20 protein-coding genes and 1 riboswitch are annotated in these 21,136 nt (G+C 60.5%); of the genes, 16 read left to right on the top strand and 4 right to left on the bottom strand.

Annotated elements, in window-relative coordinates; translation table 11 throughout:
• On the top strand, positions 1 to 257 hold a 257-nt coding region (locus DMY87_RS24300), incomplete at its 5' end, for a hypothetical protein (protein ID WP_165826404.1).
• 193 nt (positions 258 to 450) lie between these two features.
• Here the strand turns inward: DMY87_RS24300 and DMY87_RS21605 are convergent.
• Positions 451 to 666, bottom strand: a complete 216-nt coding sequence (locus DMY87_RS21605) for a hypothetical protein (RefSeq protein ID WP_165826403.1) — start codon at positions 664 to 666, stop codon at positions 451 to 453.
• A gap of 152 nt (positions 667 to 818) precedes the next feature.
• A riboswitch (cobalamin riboswitch) is annotated at positions 819 to 1,037 on the top strand.
• Between the two features lie 52 nt (positions 1,038 to 1,089).
• Here DMY87_RS21605 and DMY87_RS21600 point away from each other — a divergent pair.
• The 6 genes from DMY87_RS21600 to DMY87_RS21575 all read left to right on the top strand — a co-directional run bounded on the left by DMY87_RS21600 (position 1,090) and on the right by DMY87_RS21575 (position 9,628).
• Entirely contained in the window at positions 1,090 to 1,773 is a 684-nt protein-coding gene (locus DMY87_RS21600; protein ID WP_110793713.1) for an energy-coupling factor ABC transporter permease, read from the top strand.
• A 156-nt stretch (positions 1,774 to 1,929) separates the two neighbouring features.
• Positions 1,930 to 2,886: a phosphoribosylaminoimidazolesuccinocarboxamide synthase gene (locus DMY87_RS21595; protein WP_110793702.1), complete on the top strand. Its 957-nt coding sequence runs from the start codon at positions 1,930 to 1,932 to the stop codon at positions 2,884 to 2,886.
• A gap of 2 nt (positions 2,887 to 2,888) precedes the next feature.
• A complete protein-coding gene (locus tag DMY87_RS21590) occupies positions 2,889 to 3,554 on the top strand; it encodes a TetR/AcrR family transcriptional regulator (RefSeq protein WP_110793701.1) in 666 nt (221 codons plus the stop codon).
• Between the two features lie 147 nt (positions 3,555 to 3,701).
• The gene (locus DMY87_RS21585; RefSeq protein WP_110793700.1) at positions 3,702 to 4,907 is read left to right on the top strand and encodes an efflux RND transporter periplasmic adaptor subunit; all 1,206 of its coding nucleotides are present in this window, start codon (positions 3,702 to 3,704) and stop codon (positions 4,905 to 4,907) included.
• 40 nt (positions 4,908 to 4,947) lie between these two features.
• Positions 4,948 to 8,064 carry an efflux RND transporter permease subunit gene (locus tag DMY87_RS21580; protein ID WP_110793699.1) on the top strand — a complete coding sequence of 1,039 codons (3,117 nt, stop codon included), beginning with the start codon at positions 4,948 to 4,950 and terminating at the stop codon, positions 8,062 to 8,064.
• Positions 8,065 to 8,191: 127 nt separating this feature from the next.
• The gene (locus DMY87_RS21575; protein WP_110793698.1) at positions 8,192 to 9,628 is read left to right on the top strand and encodes an efflux transporter outer membrane subunit; all 1,437 of its coding nucleotides are present in this window, start codon (positions 8,192 to 8,194) and stop codon (positions 9,626 to 9,628) included.
• Between the two features lie 63 nt (positions 9,629 to 9,691).
• Here DMY87_RS21575 and DMY87_RS21570 read toward each other — a convergent pair whose 3' ends face one another.
• Positions 9,692 to 10,471: a cupin domain-containing protein gene (locus DMY87_RS21570; RefSeq protein WP_245409004.1), complete on the bottom strand. Its 780-nt coding sequence runs from the start codon at positions 10,469 to 10,471 to the stop codon at positions 9,692 to 9,694.
• A 185-nt stretch (positions 10,472 to 10,656) separates the two neighbouring features.
• Between DMY87_RS21570 and DMY87_RS21565 the strand changes: the two genes are divergently transcribed.
• Positions 10,657 to 11,937 carry a 4-aminobutyrate--2-oxoglutarate transaminase gene (locus DMY87_RS21565; RefSeq protein ID WP_110793696.1) on the top strand — a complete coding sequence of 427 codons (1,281 nt, stop codon included), beginning with the start codon at positions 10,657 to 10,659 and terminating at the stop codon, positions 11,935 to 11,937.
• A gap of 3 nt (positions 11,938 to 11,940) precedes the next feature.
• A complete protein-coding gene (locus tag DMY87_RS21560; protein ID WP_110793695.1) occupies positions 11,941 to 13,425 on the top strand; it encodes an NAD-dependent succinate-semialdehyde dehydrogenase in 1,485 nt (494 codons plus the stop codon).
• A 30-nt stretch (positions 13,426 to 13,455) separates the two neighbouring features.
• Here the strand turns inward: DMY87_RS21560 and DMY87_RS21555 are convergent, their stop codons facing one another.
• Positions 13,456 to 14,388: a hydrogen peroxide-inducible genes activator gene (locus DMY87_RS21555; protein ID WP_110793694.1), complete on the bottom strand. Its 933-nt coding sequence runs from the start codon at positions 14,386 to 14,388 to the stop codon at positions 13,456 to 13,458.
• Between the two features lie 100 nt (positions 14,389 to 14,488).
• On the opposite strand from DMY87_RS21555, the gene DMY87_RS21550 reads away from it, so the two are divergent.
• Complete coding sequence (locus DMY87_RS21550; protein WP_165826401.1) at positions 14,489 to 14,722, top strand: YdcH family protein; 234 nt, start codon at positions 14,489 to 14,491, stop codon at positions 14,720 to 14,722.
• A 109-nt stretch (positions 14,723 to 14,831) separates the two neighbouring features.
• Here the strand turns inward: DMY87_RS21550 and efp are convergent, their stop codons facing one another.
• Complete coding sequence (gene efp / locus DMY87_RS21545) at positions 14,832 to 15,401, bottom strand: elongation factor P (RefSeq protein ID WP_110793692.1); 570 nt, start codon at positions 15,399 to 15,401, stop codon at positions 14,832 to 14,834.
• Between the two features lie 137 nt (positions 15,402 to 15,538).
• Between efp and epmA the strand changes: the two genes are divergently transcribed.
• The 6 genes from epmA to DMY87_RS21515 all read left to right on the top strand — a co-directional run bounded on the left by epmA (position 15,539) and on the right by DMY87_RS21515 (position 21,126).
• The gene (gene epmA, locus DMY87_RS21540; protein WP_110793691.1) at positions 15,539 to 16,606 is read left to right on the top strand and encodes an EF-P lysine aminoacylase EpmA; all 1,068 of its coding nucleotides are present in this window, start codon (positions 15,539 to 15,541) and stop codon (positions 16,604 to 16,606) included.
• On the top strand, positions 16,599 to 17,642 hold the full coding sequence (locus tag DMY87_RS21535) for a lysine-2,3-aminomutase-like protein (RefSeq protein ID WP_110793690.1): 1,044 nt from the start codon (positions 16,599 to 16,601) through the stop codon (positions 17,640 to 17,642). Before epmA ends, DMY87_RS21535 begins: the two co-directional genes overlap by 8 nt.
• Positions 17,643 to 17,806: 164 nt before the next feature.
• Positions 17,807 to 18,058 carry an acyl carrier protein gene (locus DMY87_RS21530; RefSeq protein ID WP_110793689.1) on the top strand — a complete coding sequence of 84 codons (252 nt, stop codon included), beginning with the start codon at positions 17,807 to 17,809 and terminating at the stop codon, positions 18,056 to 18,058.
• Positions 18,058 to 19,239, top strand: coding sequence for an acyl-CoA dehydrogenase family protein (locus tag DMY87_RS21525; protein ID WP_110793688.1), 1,182 nt, complete (start codon positions 18,058 to 18,060; stop codon positions 19,237 to 19,239). Before DMY87_RS21530 ends, DMY87_RS21525 begins: the two co-directional genes overlap by 1 nt.
• A 5-nt stretch (positions 19,240 to 19,244) precedes the next feature.
• Positions 19,245 to 20,153 (top strand): amino acid--[acyl-carrier-protein] ligase, encoded by a 909-nt coding sequence (locus tag DMY87_RS21520; RefSeq protein WP_110793687.1) that lies wholly within the window; start codon positions 19,245 to 19,247, stop codon positions 20,151 to 20,153.
• A 7-nt stretch (positions 20,154 to 20,160) separates the two neighbouring features.
• Entirely contained in the window at positions 20,161 to 21,126 is a 966-nt protein-coding gene (locus DMY87_RS21515; RefSeq protein WP_110793686.1) for a DUF1839 family protein, read from the top strand.
• The last annotated feature ends 10 nt before the right edge of the window (positions 21,127 to 21,136 follow it).

Here is a 21,136-nt window from a genome sequence, read left to right as displayed (position 1 = left end):
CACGTTTCTCTTTCTTCTATCTTCAATTGTCAAAAAACAGACGAGAAACAATCCCGTCAAAAAACCACCCCGCCAAGCCTAAACCCGGCAACCAATCAGCATCGCAGCCAATTTTTAAAGAGGTTTTCTCGCTGAACCAGAGTGCCGCTCGCCTCGTTGGCGCCGCCCTCTCGTTCGGTGAAGCGGCTTATACGGCCACTCCCTTTTGCCGTCAACAGCCAATTGTCAAAAAACTGTCGTTTTTTTCAAGCTATTGATTTTAAACAAAAAAATATGGCGCTTTAAGATGCAGCCTGCACAAACCCGCAGCACCGCTGCTGAACCGTCCCTATTAGCCCTTTTGAAAGGACCAATTGCCTCCTGACCGGCCTCGACTTCTCGAGCAAAGGGGCCGTGAGCGACTCCGCTGCCCTCTTCTGCCATCAGGACACCGCACATCGTCCCGCCATTTCATCCCTTGGTGATCAGGATCAGCAATACGAACATGGTGGGAACAGCGCTGAGAGCCGGCAGAATGATTGCGGGATATCCAAACGTCACGATGGCCAAGAGCCAAAGCAGCAGCAGATTGACGATGAAGAGCACCTTCGTCGTCGCTGAACCCGCGACAGCCTCCTTCAACATCCAGCCGAAAACCGGCACGTGGTACACCATCCTTGCAATCATCGCGCACACTCCATTCATGAACCTGCCATGCCATCCGCTGTAACGGCAGCGGCCCCGGACCTTCAATGCGTCAAATTGACATTCGGCAATACCGCGTCGCTTTGCCGTGCGCGCAGGTCGCAACAGGCTGGACATGAAGAAGCAGACCAACATACAGTCTCACGCGTGATGGTTCCGCCCCGACAATCCGGAGGGGTGGACGAAGAGGGAATACGGTGAGGATTACCCATCAGGGGCCGAAACCGTGGCTGCCCCCGCAACTGTGAACGGTGAGCGACGTCCGAAGCGCCATTGGCCCGAAAGTGGGCTGATAAGGCGGACTGAAGCCCTGACCCGTGAGCCAGGAGACCTGCCATCGCTTGGCGCCGCATCTGCGGCAATCACTATTCCCGCGCGGTGGGCGCGGACGAAAGGACTTTGGATATGCATATCGAACCCGGCGTCGTCGACGGCGCAAAACTCGCTCTCAGCTACGCAACGGCCGCCCTCTCCTTCGGACTGGTCGGCAAGATGGCCTCGGACAACCTGCGGAAGGATACGAGCGTCGTGAGCCTCGCGGGCCGCAGCCTCGTGACGACCGCTCTCGTCTTCTCCTTCTTCGAGATCCTGCCGCATCATCCTGTCGGCGTATCTGAGGTGCACCTCATCCTCGGCTCGACACTCTTCCTGATCTTCGGCGCTGGCGCCGCCTCGATCGGTCTGGCACTCGGCCTGCTGATCCAGGGCGTATTTTTCGCGCCCTTCGACCTGCCGCAATACGGCATGAATGTCACGACACTGATCGTGCCGCTCTTTGCCCTGTCGAAGCTCGCCGAACGCCTCATTCCGGCAAAGACCGCCTATGTCGATGTCGGCTACAAGCAGGCCTTTCTCCTCTCGACCACCTATCAGGGCGGAATTGTCGCGTGGGTCGCCTTCTGGGCGCTTTACGGCCATGGCTTCGAAGCCGGCAATCTCGCCAGCATCACGACCTTCGGCGCAGCCTATATGACGGTCGTCATTGTCGAACCGCTGGTCGATCTTGCCGTGCTTGCCGCTGCCAAGTCGTGGCGGAAGGCGACCGACAACGGGCTTTTCACGGCGCGACTGCACCATCCCCTGGCCTGATCGCGGCCGACCATCTGGTCTTGACAGCAAAGCGCATGGCCCGGCCATGCGCTTTTTCTTTGAAACCGGTCAGGGATTGCGCTACCGCGAAAGCCGTGAAGGCCAAGCGGCCTCTCTCAACCTCTTCATTGATAGAAAGACCGAGGACAGTTTTCGATGCGCATCCTCTCCGAAGCCCATTACCCGGAACTGCCGAATTATTATCGCGGCAAAGTCAGAGAGAACTATGACCTGCCGGATGGCACGCGCATCATCATCTCCACGGACCGGCTGAGCGCCTTCGACCGGATCCTCACATGCATTCCTTATAAGGGGCAGGTCCTGACCCAGACGGCCCGTTTCTGGTTCGAACAGACGAAGGATATCTGCCCCAACCACGTCGTCGCCTATCCTGACCCGAATGTGGTGGTCGGCAAGCGGCTTGATATCCTGCCCGTCGAGATCGTCGTGCGGGGATACCTCGCCGGCACGACGGGCACATCGATCCTCACTCTCTATAAGAAGGGTGAGCGAAACATGTATGGCATCACCCTGCCCGATGGTCTGCGCGACAACGAGAAACTGCCGGAAGCGATCATCACGCCGACCAGCAAGGAATTCAACGGCGGCCATGACGAGCCCCTCACCCCTGAAGAGATCATCTCGAAAAAGCTACTGACGAACGAGCAGTGGCAAACCCTGTCGCGTTACGCCCTCGCCCTCTTTGCCCGGGGCCAGCAACTTGCCGCCGAACGCGGCCTGATCCTCGTTGACACCAAATATGAGTTCGGCACCGACGAGAACGGCACCATCATTCTCGCCGACGAAATCCATACGCCCGACAGCAGCCGCTACTGGATCGCCGACAGCTACCAGGAAAGCTTCGAGAAGGGGGAACGTCCGAAGAGTTTCGACAAGGATTTCGTGCGCTCCTGGGTCGTTGAACGCTGCGATCCCTACAAGGACGAAATCCCCGAAATTCCCACCGCACTGGTCGAACAGACATCACGTGTCTATATTAATGCCTATGAAGCGATCACCGGCGAGACCTTCGTGCCGGACGACAGCGGTGTTACACCATGGGCACGCGTCCGCAGCAATCTCGCCCCCTATTTCCCGGAGAAGCAGGTATAGGCATGAACGAAATCCCCCGCGCATCTCGGCTGGAGTGCAACTCCACCGTCCCAGACAGCCGCACGGGCAGACGCCCGCGTCGCTCGGCTGAGGAGACGCGGGCGGAAATCCTGAACACGGCGGAGGCCCTGTTTCGCTCCCATGGCTATGCGAACGTGGCCATTGCCGACATCGCCAGTGAGCTCGGCATGTCACCGGCCAATGTTTTCAAACACTTTCGGACAAAGACCAGTCTTGTCGACGCCATTGCCACACGTGCCATTGAACAGACGCTTCAGGTCCTCAAAGGGCTCGATCCCAAGAAGCCGGCGCCTGAGCGCTTGCTGGCGCTGGCCGAACACGTCATGCAGTCGCACCTGACGGAAATCAACGACTCGCCTTACCTCTTCGAAATGATCCTGATCACGGTCAGCGAAGAGCTGGATTGCGGCGAACGCTTTCAGGCCATGATGATCGATACGATCAGCCAGATCATCCAATCCGGCATCGATGAAGGCATCTATGCGGTCTCCGATGTGCCCCGCCTGGCCCGGGCCTCGTTCGACGCCATGATATGTGTGATCCACCCTGTCATGATCGCCCATGAGAAGGCTGATATATTGGCAACACGGTGCCGAGAAGTTGTTGGTCTCATTGATGCTGCACTGCGGTCACCGCTTGCAAAGTGACGAAGTTTAACATACGTCACTTCACGTGGCGAACCGGGATCTCGCAAGGATCACGGGGGTCGAAGATTTGGGTTTCCAAATCATCGGTGTACGACCAGCCCTCGATTTACAGAACCCCGCCCGACTTGCTTTAGTGAGACCTCCCCCATGATGCGACGCCTTAGACTTGCCTCAGCCTTCGCCCTCTGCATCGGCGCGCTCGCCGCCTGCAGCGATTCCAATTCGGCAAAGGCGCCCGGCGGTGAAGGCGGCGAACGTCCTCCGACGGAAGTCCGGGTCGTCGTCATGAAAAAGGCAGCGCATTCTCTGACGACAACGCTTCCAGGCCGCGCATCCGCCTTCCAGACGGCACAGATCAGGCCGCGAGTGAGTGGCGTCATCAAGGAAATCTCCTTCCGCGAAGGAAGTGAGGTGAAGGCCGGTGACCTGCTCTACAAGATCGAAGACGACACCTATCTCGCGGCATTCGCACAGGCCCAGGCAAGCCTGCGCAAGGCCGAGGCGAGCGTTCCGACCGCCAAATCCAACCTTGCCCGACAGGAACGCCTGGTCGGCAGTGGCGCGACCGAGATTGCGCTTGAAAATGCACGCGTGACCCTGCTTCAGGCCGAGGCGGATGTCGCTCAGGCCAAGGCGGCACTCCAGTCTGCCGAAATCGAGCTGAAACTCACCGAGATCCGGGCCCCCTTCGAAGGCGTTACGACCGCATCGAGCTACTCCGTCGGCAATGTCGTGACCGCCAACCAATCCGACTCCTTAATGACGCTGCGTCAGCTTGATCCCATCTACATCGAACTGACGGAATCGAGCGTCAACCTGTTGCGTCTGCGCGAGGCGATCAAAGCCGGCCGGGTCAACCGCGAGAACAACGAAACGGCCGACATACGAATGACCCTGGACGACGGTCTCGAATACCCGGTCGTCGGAAAGCTCGACATGTCCGACATGGCCGTGAGCCAGACGACCGGCACCTACTCCATCCGCGCCGTGTTCGACAATCCCGACGACCTGATCCTGCCCGGCATGTATGTGCGTGCGACCGTCAATGTCGGCACCGAAGAAGGTTATCTGATCCCCCAACTCGCAGCCACCCGCGACCCCAACGGCCATCTGACCGCAAAATTCATGACTGCGGACGGCAAGGTGGAGACGCGCGTCTTCGACCATAGCCAGGTGTCTGGCAACAACTGGCTGGTTGCCTCCGGCATCAATGATGGCGACAAGCTGATTGTCGACGGCTTCCAGTGGATCGGTGAAGGCGCGCCCGTCAAGCCGGTCGAAGCGACAGTCAATGAAAAGGGTCTGGTTGAAATCACCGCGGCGCCGGATGCCGCCCCTGCCGCACAACCTTAAGCGTGCGATAGCAAGGCAACAGAGGCGTTAGGAACCAACCATGGCCAAATTCTTCATCCGTCGCCCGATCTTTGCTTGGGTGATCGCGATCATCATCATGCTCGGCGGTGCGCTCGCAATATCGACGCTTTCCATCGCGCAGTATCCGGAAATTGCACCGACCACCGTTCAGATCTCTGCGACTTACAATGGCGCAAGCGCCGAGACGGTCGAGAAGTCCGTCACGTCGATCATCGAGGACGGCATGACCGGGCTGGACGATCTGACCTACATGACCTCGTCCTCCAGCACCGGGTCTTCCAGTGTCTCGCTGACCTTCGGCAATTCGATCGATCCTGAAATCGCGCAGGTCCAGGTCCAGAACAAGCTGCAACTGGTGCAGTCGCAGCTCCCGGACGTGGTGCAGAGCACTGGTCTGTCAGTGACGCGCTCCACCTCGAGCATCCTGCTCGTCGGCGCGCTGGTCTCGACCGACAGCACGCGCAGCAATGTGGAGCTTGGCGACATCTTCTCCTCGCAGATCGAGGACCAGATCAAGCGTCTCGAAGGCGTGGGCAGCATCGAGGTCTTCGGCACCGGTTACGCCATGCGCGTCTGGCTCGATCCCTACAAGCTGAACAAGTTTCAGCTGACCCCGACCGACGTGACCGCCGCAATCCAGGCGCAGAACACGCAGGTTTCCGTCGGCGCAATCGGCAGTCTGCCGGCCGCCAAGGGCCAGCAGTTGAACGTTACCGTCACGGCCCAGAGCCAGTTGCAGTCGGTCTCGGATTTCGAGTCCATCATCCTGCGCACGGAAACCGATGGCGCCACCGTCCGCTTGAGCGACGTCGCCCGAATTGAAGTCGGTCAGGAAAGCTACTCGACCAACACACGCGCCAACCGCAAGCCGGCGACGGGTTTCGCGGTCAACCTGGCGACCGGAGCCAACGCTCTGGACACGGCAAGCCGCGTGAAAACCGAACTCGACGCCATTGCGCCGTCCCTGCCGCAGAACGTCGAGATAACCTATCCCTACGACACAACGCCCTTCGTCGAACTGTCGATCGAAAAGGTCGTCCACACGCTGATCGAGGCAATCGTTCTCGTCTTCTTCGTTCTGCTGATTTTCCTGCAGAACCTGCGTGCCACGTTCATTCCAATGATTGCAGTCCCGGTGGTTCTTCTCGGAACCTTCGGCATCCTGGCGTTGACTGGTTACTCCATCAACACGCTGACGATGTTTGCCATGGTTCTGGCCATCGGTCTGCTCGTCGACGATGCCATCGTCGTCGTCGAGAATGTCGAGCGCATCATGAGCGAGGAAGGCCTGTCTCCGTTGGAGGCGACCGAGAAGTCGATGGGTGAAATCACCGGCGCCATCGTCGGCATCGCCCTGGTCTTGACCGCCGTCTTCATCCCGATGGCCTTCTTTGGCGGCTCGACCGGTATCATCTACCGCCAGTTCTCCGTGACCATCGTCTCGGCCATGCTGCTGTCGGCTGTCGTCGCAATCGTGCTGACGCCCGCTCTCTGCGCGACCATGCTGAAGCCGATCGACCATCACAAGCAGAAGCGCGGTCTGGCCGGTTGGTTCAACCGAAACTTCGATCGCGCGACTGGCGGCTACGTCTCGTCGATCGCCTACTTGCTGAAGCGTCCCTTGCGCGTTTTGCTCATGTTCGCTGTGGTCATCGGTGGCATGAGCTGGTTCTTCCTTCGCCTGCCTTCGTCCTTCCTGCCGCAGGAAGACCAGGGCGTGCTGATGACGATTGTCCAGCTTCCCAATGGCGCAAGCGTCACGCGAACCGAAGCGATCATTGAAAAGATCGAGGATTATTACCTTGAGAAGGAAAAGGACGCGATCCAGGATGTCTTCGCGGTATCCGGCTTCTCCTTCGTCGGCGCCGGTCAGAATTACGCGCTGGTGTTTGCCAAGCTGAAGGACTTCTCCGAACGCACCGAACCGCAGCTTGCGGCATCGGCGGTCGTCCAGCGGGCCATGGGCTACTTCTTCACTCTGACCGATGCCCAGGTTTTCCCGCTCCAGCCGCCGGCCATTCCGGGTCTCGGCACCTCCAGCGGCTTCTCGATGTATCTTGTGGATAGCGGCAAGCGTGGCACCGAAGCACTGACAACGGCATCGCAGGCCTTGATTCAGGCCGGCAGCAGCAATCCGAATGTCAGCTCGCTACGCTCCAACAATCCGCCGGCCGAAACGCAGCTGAAGTTCCTGCTCGACCAGGAAAAGATGGGCGCCATGGGCCTCGATATCGCGACGGTCAACAGCATGTTGTCGACCATCTTCGCGGGCCGTGATGTCAACGACTTTACGCTCAACGGCGAATTGAAGCCGGTCTACGTCCAGGGCGATGCGCCGTATCGCATGAGCGAAGACGCCATCAAGGACTGGCATGCGCGCAACAGCAGCGGCGAAATGGTTCCGTTCTCGTCTTTCATCAAGACGCAATGGATCAGTGGCGCTCCGACGCTCAGCCGCTTCAACGGTGTCGGTGCAATCTCGCTGGACGGTGCGGCAGGCGCCAATGTGAGTTCCGGCACCGCGATGGACACCATGGAGCAGCTGACTGCGGCTATGGAGGGTGGATACACCGTCGCATGGCAGGGCATCTCCTATCAGGAACGGCTCTCCGGCTCGCAGGCCCCCCTGCTCTACGCGCTCTCGGTCCTGATCGTCTTCCTTTGCCTCGCCGCCCTTTACGAAAGCTGGTCGATTCCCTTCTCCGTCATCATGGCCGTCCCCGTGGGCGTTCTTGGTGCCGTTGCAGCCGCTTCGTTCTTCGGCCAGTCCAACGACGTCTATTTCAAGGTCGGGCTTTTGACCACGATCGGTCTGGCGGCCAAGAATGCGATTCTCATCGTGGAGTTCGCGAAGGACCGCCAGGCGGCCGGAGTGAGTGTCATTGATGCAACACTCGAAGCTGCAAAGCTTCGTCTGCGACCAATCATCATGACGTCACTGGCCTTCATTCTGGGTGTCGTACCGCTGGCAATTGCCACCGGAGCGGGCTCCGCTGCACAGAATTCCATCGGTATCGGCGTTCTGGGAGGCATGTTCACGGCAACGGCGCTCGGGATCTTCTTCGTACCGTCATTTTTCGTGATCATCCGCAAACTTTTCGGCGGTGCAAAACCACAAGATCCGCTGTCATCGTGAAGATTGACAAACTATGTTAACCAACTATTGCGTAGGCTGCCGGGTTGGCCTGCGTGAGTAATGCGGTCCTCGGCGAGGGTGTTATAACCCCCTCAACGACGACCGGGGACGAACACAGGAAAACGTGATGCCATCCATTCGCGCAGCCGCTCCACTTGTAATGCTCCTTCTCTCTGGTTGTGTCGTTGGACCTAATCATGAGACGCCCCAGACGGCACTTCCGGTCAAATTTTCCGAAGGCAGCGCCAGAGCTGCAGGCGACGTCTCGCTGGCGTCCTGGTGGACCGCCTTCAACGACCCGCGGTTGAATAAACTCGTCGAAAAGGGCCTCGCCCAGAACCTCGACGTCCTGCAGGCCATTGAACGCATCACCGCCGCCGAGGCAAATTTTGAAGCTGCAGGTGCTGCCGCGATCCCGCAGCTTACGGTTTCCGGACAGCACCAGGTGTCCGGCAGCAGCGGCACGGGTGATTTCAACGGCACCGGCTCCGGTGGCCAGGACAGCCCGACGCGCAACACGACGACTGGCTCTGCGAATGTGTCATGGCTGCTGGATCTCTTTGGCCAGTATCGCCGCGCCAAGGAAGGTGCAAAGGCATCGCTCGATGGCGCCTATGCCCGTGCTGACGTCGCGAAGCTGACATTCCTCTCGAGCGTTGTCACCGCCTATGTCGACGCTCGCTACTATCAGGAGCGCATCGCGATCGCCCGCAAGAACCTGGCCTCGCGCAAGGAAACGCTCGAACTGACCCGCCTTCAGCTGGAAGCCGGGGCAGCCTCGCGTCTCGACGTCGTCCAGTCCGAGGGCCTGGTGAATTCGACGGTCGCTGAAATCCCGTCGCTCGAAATCGGGTTCCGCCAGTCGGTGCACCGCATTTCGCTGCTGCTCGGCCTGCCGGCGACTACCCTTCTCGCGGACCTGCAGAAGGGCGCAGCTCAGCCTTATGCAAGGCGCGGCGTCAACGCCGGCGTCCCGGCTGACCTGATCCGCAACCGTCCAGACATTCGCGCTGCCGAACGCAGCCTGGCCGCCGCCACTGCGGAGGTCGGCGTTGCCGAAGCAGCACTATATCCGTCCATTACCCTGAGCGGATCGATTTCGCCGAGCTACATCGTGACGTCAGCTGCCAATGGCGGAGTGACCTCGTGGGGCTTTGGCCCCAGCCTGAACCTGCCAATCTTCGACGGCGGCCAGCGTCGTGCCAATGTCAAGGCACGCGAATCCGCAGCCCGCGAAGCTTACCTCGCCTGGAAACAGACGGTACTCAGCGCTGTCGCCGAGGTTGAAAACGCTCTCGTGGCGGTCAACCGCACGCGCCAGACCGTGTCGGCGTTGACGGCGACCGTTCGCTCTTATGAAGAAGCCTTGTCGCTCGCAACCGCAAGCTATCGCGACGGCGCATCCTCGCTGCTCGACGTGCTCGACGCCCAGCGCAACGTGGCCAGCGCCCAGGCGAACCTGGCCCAGGCTGTGCAGCAACTGGCAAGCAACTATGTGGCCCTGAACGTCGCGATCGGCGGGGGTTACGCTTGGGACAGCAAGACCGTCGTCGCAAGCAAGTAAGCCGCGCAACGATTACGGAAACCCGGCACCGGAAACGGTCGCCGGGTTTTTTGTGCCTTGAGATCAGAAGGTGGCTGGCGTGTTGATCCAGATGAGAACCGTCTCACCACTGGAAATGTTGCGCCAGGAATGTGGCCTGCGGCTCTCGAAATAGAAGCTGTCGCCGGCATGCAGTTCGAAGAACTGGTCACCGTCGAGGATAATCTCGAGGCTCCCGGTCAGCATGTGGATGAACTCCTCCCCCTCATGCTGATAGGCGCCCTCGCTGGAGGCCCCGGGCGCCAACTGGAAGCGATTGCACTCCATCTGGTTGCGGCCCTCGGCCAGAACCTGCACGGCCACCCCGGATGAGGTGGTCGGCCATGACGCCCAACGACCATCCCGGATAAGGCTCTCCCCGCCCCGTCCCTCCTCCTGTCCGCTGAGTGAGGCAAGCGTGGTACCGAGATGCCGGGCCACTTCATGCAAGGCGGTGAAGGAAAGTCCTTGCGACGTCCGCTCGAAGGTTGAAAGCTGAGAGACCGAAACGCCGGTCGCCTGCGCGACGGTCTCAAGGGTCTTGCCCGCCTCACGTCTCAGGCGGCGCATCCGAGTACCTGGCCGGATGTCGCCGCCATCGTCGTCGCTTTCGGTGCCATCCTCATCGACATCAGTCGCGCGCTCGCGAAGGGTTTCGCGGATCGCTGCGGGATTAAGGCCCTTTTCGCTCCGGAGCCAGGCTATGTGCTTCAATCGGTCGACCAGGATGCGGTCGTACAGCCGCTGCCCTGTCGGTGTCCGAATGGGCTGGATCAGGTCCTGGCTTTCCCAAAGGCGCAGTGTCGAGGGTGACACCCCCGCCATCCTGGCCGCCTCTGCAATCTTGAACCGGATGTCTTCCACGCTGCCCTCGATCAAATGTCGCAGTCACGGGTGATAATGATGACAAAGCATATTGCAAGTCTACAGAAAAAATGTAGGAAATATCGCACCGCGCGATCGCAGTCGGATGCGACGCCGCTGGCAACCCTTCGCACAGGACGAAAACGATGAAGAACGCCGAAATCTCAGCTCGCAAGAATGACGCCATCTCCCGCGGCGTCGGCATGACCACGCAGATCTATGCCGACAAGGCTGAGAATTCCGAGATCTGGGACGTCGAAGGCCGACGTTACATCGACTTTGCCGGCGGTATCGCCGTTCTCAATACCGGGCATCGGCACCCGAAGGTCGTTGAAGCGGTCAAGAAGCAGCTCGACCGCTTTACCCATACCTGCCATCAGGTTGTGCCCTACGAGAACTACGTCGCGCTCGCCGAACGCCTGAACAAGATCGTACCTGGCAATTTCGAGAAGAAGACGATCTTTGCAACGACCGGCGCCGAAGCCGTCGAAAACGCCATCAAGATCGCGCGTTGCGCCACCGGCCGCTCCGCCGTCATCGCGTTTACCGGCGGCTTCCATGGCCGCACCTTCATGGGCATGGCGCTGACCGGCAAGGTTGTCCCCTACAAGGTCGGTTTCGGCCCGATGATGAATGACGTGTTCCACGTTCCCTTCCCGCTTGAGATGCACGGCATTGACGTCGAGACCACGCTCGACGTTCTCGACAAGCTCTTCAAGGCAGATGTCGACCCGAAGCGGGTCGCCGCAATCATTCTTGAGCCGGTCCAGGGCGAAGGCGGCTTCTATGATGTTCCGCGTCCGCTGATGAAGGCTCTGCGCGAACTCTGCGACGAACACGGCATCCTTCTGGTCGCCGACGAGGTCCAGACTGGCTTTGCGCGCACCGGCAAGCTGTTTGCCATGGAGCATTACGACGTCGTTCCGGACCTGACGACGATGGCCAAGAGCCTTGCTGGCGGCTTCCCGCTCTCGGCCGTCACTGGCCGCGCCGAACTGATGGATGCCCCCGGCCCCGGTGGCCTCGGCGGTACCTATGCGGGCAACCCGCTGGCGATTGCCGCAGCCCATGCTGTGCTCGACGTCATCGAAGAGGAACAGCTCTGCGAGCGCGCCAACCAGCTTGGCAACCGCCTGAAGCAGCGCCTCGAAAGCCTGCGCTCCGACATTCCCCACATCATGGATATTCGCGGCCTCGGCTTCATGAATGCCGTCGAGTTCAAGGTTCCGGGAACCGACAAGCCCAACGCGGATTTCACCAATGCGGTCCGCGTCAAGGCGTTGGAAAAGGGCCTGATCCTTTTGACGTGCGGCGTCTACAGCAACGTCATCCGCTTCCTCGCCCCGATCACCATTCAGGACGAGGTGTTCAACGAGGCGCTTGACCTGATCGAAGCGTCGATCCGCGAAGTCGCAGCAGGAGCTTAAGGCATGACCCTTTCCAAAATTCTGACCGACAAGCTCAAGGACCCATCGCTTGCAACCGACAAGTCGCTGGTCGGCAACGAGTGGCTCGCCACCAGCCAGTCCGGCAAGACCTTTGAGGTTACGAACCCGGCGACCGGCGATGTCATCGCCGTTCTGCCAGACGTGAACAAGGCGGAAGTCACCAAGGCGATCGACGCAGCGCACGCCGCACAGAAGGCCTGGGCGAAAAAGACCGGCAAGGAGCGCGCAGCCGTGCTCCGCAAGCTGAACGACCTGATGGTCGCCAATGCCGATGACCTCGCCACGATCCTCACCATGGAAATGGGCAAACCCTGGCCGGAAGCCCGTGGCGAAATCCTCTATGGCGCATCCTATGTCGAATGGTTCGCCGAGGAAGCCAAGCGCGTCTATGGCGACACGATCCCCGGCCATCAGGCCGACAAGCGGATCATGGTGATCAAGCAGCCCATAGGCGTCGTCGGCGCGATCACGCCGTGGAACTTCCCGAACGCCATGCTCGCCCGCAAGGTCGCCCCGGCACTTGCCGTCGGCTGCGCGATGGTCTCGAAGCCTGCTGCCCAGACACCGCTCTCGGCGCTCGCCCTTGCGATCCTCGCGGAACGCGCAGGCCTGCCGGCCGGACTGTTTTCGGTGCTCACATCAACCAATGCCGCCATGGTCGGTGAGGAAATGTGCGCCAACGACAAGGTCCGCAAGCTGACCTTTACCGGCTCGACCAATGTCGGTCGCATCCTGATGCGCCAGGGTGCCGACCAGATCATGAAGCTAGGCCTCGAACTCGGAGGCAACGCGCCGTTCATCGTCTTCGACGATGCGGATCTCGATGCCGCCGTCGAAGGCGCGATGATCTCGAAATACCGCAATGCCGGACAGACATGCGTCTGCGCCAACCGTCTCTACGTCCAGTCGGGCGTCTACGACGCATTTGCCAAGAAGCTCGCCGAGAAGGTCTCCCAGCTGAAGGTTGGCGACGGCTTTGCTGAAGGCGTGACGACAGGCCCGCTGATCGATTCCAAGGCCATCGAGAAGGTCAAGGAACACGTGGCCGACGCCGTATCGAAGGGCGCGAAGGTCGCACTCGGAGGCAATAGTGCCGAGGCCGGCGACCTGTTCTTCCAGCCGACCATCCTGACAGGCGTCACCACCGCCATGAAGGTCGCGACCGAAGAAACCTTCGGCCCCGTCGCCCCGCTCTTCAAGTTCGAGACGGAAGAGGAAGTGGTGGAACTCGCCAATGCCACGGAGTTCGGCCTCGCCTCCTACTTCTATTCGAAGGACATCGCCAAGATCTTCCGGGTTGCCGAAGCCCTCGAATACGGCATGGTCGGCGTCAACACCGGCCTGATCTCGACGGAAGTCGCACCCTTTGGCGGCATCAAGCAGTCCGGCCTCGGCCGCGAAGGCTCGAAATATGGCATCGATGACTACACCGAGATCAAGTATATCTGCCTCGGCGGCATCGCCTGACATCAGCATGATCCCCGGCCTCGCCGGGGATCATGTCCCGCCAATCGACCCTGACGCAAACAGCCCCTCCGCGACCTGCCGGCCGAGTTCGGCCAGGGACTGGAAGTGCCTCCCCCTGGCACTCGATTTCCGCCAGAAGAACGCAATGTCACGCGTGCCCTGCCAATCCTCGATGGTCAGCAGACGGATGTTTTCATCCTTGGCAAACTCCGAGCGCACATAAAGCTCCGGAAACAGCGACAGCCCCATTTCGATCGAAACCATCTGCCGGATCGCATCGAGGCTCGATCCCTCATAATCTTCGGCCAGGATCGCACCCGACATTTCCGCGAGCTTTCTGACGTCGTCCAGCAGTCTGTGTCCTGGACCGAGCGTCAGCAACCGCATGCCCTCGAGCGCCGCCATCGGGACAGACCTGTGATCGGCAAGTGGGTGTTTGTGCGGAACCCCCAGATAGATCCGTTCCCGGCAGATCACCTCGGCCACCAGATCCGGCTCGTGAAACGGCACCGGGCCGACGCCACAATCCGTCTCGCCCTGCAACACGGCCTTTTCCAGCTGCCGTGGACGGTCTTCGCGAATATAGAGTTTGAGGTCCGGATGTTGGCGATGCAGACGCGGCAGCAGATAAGGCAGGAAATAGGGCCCGAAGGACGGCGCCACCCCGAGCCGGATGGCGCCGCCGAGATTGCCCTTGGAACTGATCGCCAGGGCCCGGATTTCGTCCAGTCCGCTGAGGACGACCTTGGCCGCCCTGATGATCTCCGCCCCCACAGGGGTTGGCGTCACCTGGCCCGGCATCCGGTCGATCAATGCCACGCCAAGCTGCTTTTCCAGCAGCGCCACCTGCACGGACAGCGTCGGCTGGGAAACATGACATCGCCGGGCAGCCTCGCCAAAATGCCCCGCCTCTCCGAGCGCGATCAGATATTCCAGCTGGCGGTGGCTCGGTCGAAACGGCATCGCAACCTCATAGGGAACCTCTATGAGAATGATATAATCAATGAATTGGAACAATCAACGAAGCGTTTCCATATTCGGCTCATCGCAAAGGAGACGACTCATGAAGCAACTTTTGAAAGCCCTCAAAGCCCGCCATTCGATCGTAGCCGCCAAGATCGACGAGGAGCAGCGCCGCCCCCGGCCGGATGGCATCAGAGTTCGTGCGTTGAAGAAGATCAAGCTGCACCTGAAGGAGCAGATCACGCTGCTGGAGCGGGGGGATACATCCCAGGCCGCCAGCCGCAGCCGCCGCGCCGTCTCTTCCTTCGGAAATCCGCTCGCCGCCGGATATTGACATCAACGTGTCGACGAAGGGCCCGCCATGATCGCTGGCCCTGAGTGTTCCATGCAAAAGGCCCGGCGTCGGAAACGCCGGGCCTCATCTGTATGACGAACGCAGAAGCTTAGTTCTTGGCGCGCTCGACGTAGGAATTGTCTTCGGTCGCGATCACGACACGGATGCCGGCATCGATATGCGGCGGCACCATGGTGCGGATGCCGTTGGACAGCATTGCCGGCTTGTAGGACGACGACGCCGTCTGGCCCTTGACGACCGGCTCGGTCTCGGTGATTTCGAGCGTCACGTGACGCGGCAGCTGGATGGCAAGCGCCACGCCTTCATGCATCGAGAGAATGCAGACCATGCCCTCCTGTAGGTAGGCCTTCTGTTCGCCCATGGTTTCCGCATCGACCACGACCTGGTCGTAGCTTTCCGGGTTCATGAAGTGGAAGCCTTCACCGTCTTCATAGAGGAACTGGTGGTTGACGTCCTCGACGAAGGCGCGCTCGACCTGTTCGGTCGTCCGCCAGCGCTCCGAAACCTTCACGCCGTCGACGATGCGACGCATGTTGACCTGCGTGACCGGGGTCCCCTTGCCGGGGTGGAAGTTTTCGGCGGTGAGAACGACATAGAGCTTGCCGTCGACATCGATAACATTGCCCTTGCGGACGGAAGAGGCGATAACCTTGACCATTGGAATTCCTTGTATCTGCGTGAGACCCGTCGTAAAGGACGGCCGTCCCTGCTGACGTCTTCGAATTTCTCGGGCGGGACTAACCCAAATCCGGCAAAATAGCCAGCCCGTGTTGAGAGAAGGATCGAGAATCCGGAATGTCCGATCGAAGCCGTTCATCCCCTGCGTGGTGGACCCCTTCGGCCCATGCCGATCGGCGCCCCTTCCTGATCGGACGCAACCGGATCCAGGCCGCTTTCCGCCACCATTTCGCGACCCAGGATTTCGTCGAAGTCGATACGGCGACGCTACAGGTGTCGCCGGGCAACGAAGCCCATCTGCATGCCTTTGCCACTGAGGCTCTGGGGCATGACGGCTCTGCAGCCCCGCTCTATCTCCACACATCACCGGAATTCGCCTGCAAGAAGCTCCTCTCTGCCGGCGAAACCCGCATCACCTGCTTCGCCCATGTCTACCGCAATCGCGAACGTGGACCACTGCACCACCCCGAATTCACCATGCTGGAATGGTACCGCGTCAGGCAGTCCTACGAGACTCTGATGCAGGACTGCGCGGAGCTTCTGGCGCTGGCCGCCCAGACCGCCGGCACCGGCCGCTTTGCCTACAACGGTAAGACGGCAGATCCGTTTGCGACGCCGGAACGCATCTCGGTCGCCGATGCTTTCACCCGCTATGCGGATATCGATCTGCTGGCCACGATTGCCCACGACGGGACCACCGATCGCGATGCGCTCGCGGCCCAGATGCGGGCCAAGACCCTGCGCGTCGCAGACGACGACAACTGGGCCGACCTCTTCAGCCGCATCATCGTCGACAAGGTGGAACCCAATCTCGGGCTCGGCCGCGCCACCATCCTCGACAGATACCCGGTCGCCGAGGCAGCGCTTGCGCGCCCCTGCGCCGTCGATCCGCGTGTCGCCGAACGCTTCGAGCTCTATGCCTGCGGTGTCGAACTCGCCAACGCCTTCGGCGAACTCACCGATCCCGCTGAGCAACGGCGCCGCTTCGAGGCCGAGATGGTCGAAAAGCAGCGCGTCTACGGCGAAACCTATCCGCTGGACGAAGACTTCCTTGAAGCGCTCGCCATCATGCCGCAAGCCTCCGGCATCGCCCTCGGCTTTGATCGTCTGGTGATGCTGGCAACCGGTGCCCTCAGGATCGACCAAGTCATCTGGGCGCCGGTGACGGAGACGCACCTTGGCTGATGCCACCCTGCGCACGGTCGAGGATCTGGTCTCGGCGGGTCTGGTCAAGCCCGGCCCGGCCAAGGCGCTTGATGCCGTCACGGAACGTTACGCCATCGCTCTCACGCCGACTGTCGCGCGGCTGATCGACACGAGCGACCCATTGGACCCGATCGCCGCACAATACCTGCCAACAGCGGCTGAACTCATCGAGCACCCCGACGAACGGCCCGATCCGATCGGTGATCATCCGCATTCGCCGGTCGACGGGATCGTGCACCGCTACCCCGATCGCGTCCTGCTGAAGCTTCTCCATGTCTGTCCGGTTTACTGCCGCTTCTGTTTTCGGCGTGAAATGGTGGGGCCTGACGGTGACGGGACACTGTCGTCTCAACAACTCGATACCGCACTTGACTACATCCGCAGCCATGACGGCATCTGGGAAGTCATCCTGACAGGCGGCGACCCGCTGATCCTGTCACCCCGGCGCCTGCGCGACGTGATGCAGGCGCTCGCGACCATCGACCACGTCAAGATCGTTCGCATTCACAGCCGCGTGCCCGCCGTCGATCCGGCGCGGATCACGCCAGAACTCGTCGAGGCCCTGAAATCGGGTGGCAAGACAGTTTTCGTAGCGCTGCATGCGAACCATCCCCGCGAACTGACACCTGAGGTTCGGGCAGCCTGCACCCGGCTGGTTGATGCCGGCATATCGATGGTCAGCCAAAGCGTGCTGCTGAAGGGCATCAACGACCATGCGGATACACTGGCAGCGCTGATGCGCGCCTTTGTCGAGATGCGGGTGAAGCCCTATTACCTGCATCATCCCGACATGGCGCCCGGGACCGGTCACTTCCGTCTGACGATCGCCGAAGGCCAGGCCATCATGCGCGAACTGCGCAACCGGATCTCCGGCCTTTGCATACCGCAATACATCCTCGACCTGCCGGACGGCCATGGCAAAGTTGAGGCGGGCGCAAGCGCACTGCGCCAAGTTGAACCAAATCGATACATCATCGTCGATCGTCACGGAGATGAACGCTCCTACCAAGAGTAAATAAACTTGGTAAATCGGCTTTCATTTCAATAAAGGCGCGATTTAGACATGCAATGATTGCCATTCACTCGGGTTTTATGGAATTCATTAGCGAAAACTTCGTCTTTCCTCTGTAAGAAATCGCTCAATAAAAATTTGAGCCATGACTTGGGAAGGAAGAGACGATGAACGACACCATTCGCGCACTCCTGTCGAAACTGGGCGGCCTTCCGGTGGCTGTCGAGACGCTCGCCGACAATGCCGATCTCTATGCAGCAGGCCTCTCTTCCTTCGCATCGGTGCAGCTGATGCTCGGTCTCGAAGAGGCGTTCGATATGGAATTCCCCGATCACCTCCTGAACCGCAAGTCCTTCGCCAGCATCGCGGCGATCGAAGCGACGGTCGACACCATACTCAAGGATAGAAAGGTCGCCTGATGGACCTCTCGAGCAAGTCGGCGGACCAAAGCCTGAAAGCCCGCGCCGTCAGGGTCTCCGCCATCGCGGCCGTCTATGCCGACGACGTCGACCGCCAGGGCCGCTTCCCCCTCGAAGCCGTCGAGGCGATGAAAGCCGAGAAACTGCTCGGTATCCAGATTCCGGCGGACTGTGGCGGCGAAGGCCGGTCGACTTCCGAGATCGCGGAACTCTGCACGATCATTGCCCAGGCCTGTGCCGCAAGCGCCATGATCTTCGCCATGCACCAGATCAAGGTGTCGAGCCTCGTTTCGCACGGCACCGAAGCCGAATGGCATCGCGGCTTCATGCGCAAGATCTGCGACGAGCAGCTGCTGCTCGGCTCGGCGACCACGGAAGGCGGCATCGGCGGCAACCTGCGCAACTCGATCTGCGCCATCGAGGTCGAGGGTGATCGCTGCCGCCTGGAGAAGGACGCCACCGTCATCTCCTACGGCAAACATGCCGACGCCATTCTCATCACCTCGCGCGCCCACAAAAATGCTCCGCCAACCGACCAGGTGATGACGGTGTTTCTCAAAGACCAGTACACGCTGGAACAGACGCATGTCTGGGACACCATGGGCATGCGCGGCACCTGCTCGGACGGTTTCCTCTTCAAGGGTGAAGCCCCCGCCATACAGATCCTGCCGAAGCCTTTCGCCGAGATTGCAGCTCAGTCGATGCTGGCAAGTTCGCACCTTCTCTGGAGCGCGCTTTGGTACGGCATCGCCGTCGACGCCTTCACCAAGGCCCAGACCTTCATCCGCGCTGCGGCCCGCAAGGCGCCAGGGACACAGCCTCCCGGCCTCGTGCAGCTGGCAGAGATGTCGAGCGAGCTCCAGGTGATCCGGTCCAACATTCAGTCCGGGCTGGTATCTTACGAACAGGCGTTGAAGGACCCGGATCGCCTGTCCTCGATGGGCTTTGCCGTTGCCATGAACAACGTCAAGATCGCCTCCTCGGAGATGATCCTGCCGGTCATCAACCAGGCACTCAGGATCTGCGGCATCATGGGCTACAAGAACGGCACGCCGTTCAGCCTCGGCCGTCATCTGCGCGATGCCCATTCCGCAGAACTGATGATTTCCAATGACCGCATTCTCGGCAACACGTCGACGATGCTGCTCGTGCATAAACAAGAAACCGGATTGTTGGGGTAACGGACATGGATATGCAGGTAAGCTTTCTCGACCGCCTCTTCGAGAGCGGCCTTCTGATCGAGACGGGTGTTGACGGCCTTTACGGCCGCAGCGGCCAGTTCGAAGACGTCATCGCCGCCTTCGAGCGGTTGATCGACCGCGTCGGCGGCGCAGACGGCGCGGAAGCCATCCGCTTCCCGCCCGGCATGAACCGCGCCTATTTCGAAGCGAGCGGCTACATGAAGAGCTTCCCGCAGCTTGCCGGCACCGTGCATTCCTTCTGCGGCAACGACCACGACCACATGAGCCTCCTGCAATGCATGGAAGAGGGCAAGGACTGGACGAAGGAGCAGAAGGCAACCGACATCGCGCTCACGCCTGCTGCCTGCTACCCGCTTTATCCGACGGTTGCCAAGCGCGGCCCGATCTCCATGGATGGCGGCCTCTTCGATCTTCAGTCCTATTGCTTCCGCCACGAGCCGTCGAAGGATCCGGCACGCCAGCAGCTCTTCCGCATGCGCGAATATGTCTGCATGGGCACCGAAGCCCATGTCACGACTTTCCGCCAGACCTGGATGGATCGCGGCGTCGAGATGATGAAGTCGATCGGCCTCGACGTCGAGATCGATGTTGCCAACGACCCCTTCTTCGGCCGCGCCGGCCGCCTGATGGCCAACAACCAGCGCGACCAGAACCTGAAGTTCGAACTGCTGATCCCCGTGACGTCGCAGGCCAACAAGACGGCCTGCATGAGCTTCAACTATCATCAGGACGCCTTCGGCCAGAAATGGGGCCTGGTCCTTGCCGATGGTTCGACCGCCTTCACGGCCTGCGTGGGTTTTGGACTGGAACGGATCGCACTGGCGCTCTTCGCACAGCACGGACTGGACGTTGCGCAATGGCCCGAACACGTTCGCACAACGCTCTGGGGCTGAGAGCATTATGACGGCAGTCTTTCCCGGGCTTGATCCGGCCACCTACCAGCCCCATGCGCTTCATTCGAGCGAGCGCATGTGGCCGGAGACGAACTGCTATGTCGATCTGTGGATCGAGGTTCTGGCGGCTCAGGGCCTGAGGCCGGAAGCCATGCTGGGTTTCACGCTCACGCAGGAATTCGAGGGCGACCAGTTCACCTTCTTCAAGGTGCCGCTGGAAGACCTTGAAAGCCTCTATGATATTCGCGTCACGGAACTCGCGATCTTCGACCGTGTGGAAACGCATGTGGGAGAACAGATCCGTCGCGGCCGCCTTTGCCTGGTCGAGATGGACAGTTATTTCATGCCGGATACGCAAGGGGTGGGCTACCACCAGGACCACGGCAAGACGACGGTCGGCATCAACCGCCTGGACGTTGCCGGCCGCAGCATGGACTACTTCCACAATGGCGGCTTCTTCCGCGTCGAGGGAGAGGATTTCGATGGCGTCTTTCAGCTAAACCAGCCGGAGGGCAGCCTGCCATTCCTGCCCTACACGGAATTCGCCAAATTTCCCGAGCGGCAAACGACCCCGGCCCACCAGCGCGAAATCGCAGCAGCGCTTTTGAGACGGCACTTCGCCCGCCGACCGCTGGCAAATCCGATCGCTGACTTTGCCAAGGTCTTCCCGACACAGGTGGAAGCGATCGCCGAGCGCCCCTTCGGCTACTTCCACAAATATGCCTTCAACACATTGCGCCAATTCGGCGCCAATTTTGAATTGCTCGCGAGCCACCTGACCTGGCTCGACGCTGAGGCGCATGAGCACGCAATTGCTGAGGCTCTGAAAATCAGCGAGAACGCCAAGACGGTACAGTTCCAGCTTGCCCGCGCAATCGCGCGCAAGAAATTCGACCCACTCGCCGCAGCGCTCGATCCCGCGGTTGCGGCCTGGGACCGGCTGATGGATGATCTCGGCAGCCGGCTGATTTGAAGGACAACAC

The sequence above is a fragment of the Peteryoungia wuzhouensis genome, assembly GCF_003205195.1.
Taxonomy (GTDB): domain Bacteria; phylum Pseudomonadota; class Alphaproteobacteria; order Rhizobiales; family Rhizobiaceae; genus Allorhizobium; species Allorhizobium wuzhouense.
This window is presented reverse-complemented; position numbering and strand designations above follow the sequence as displayed.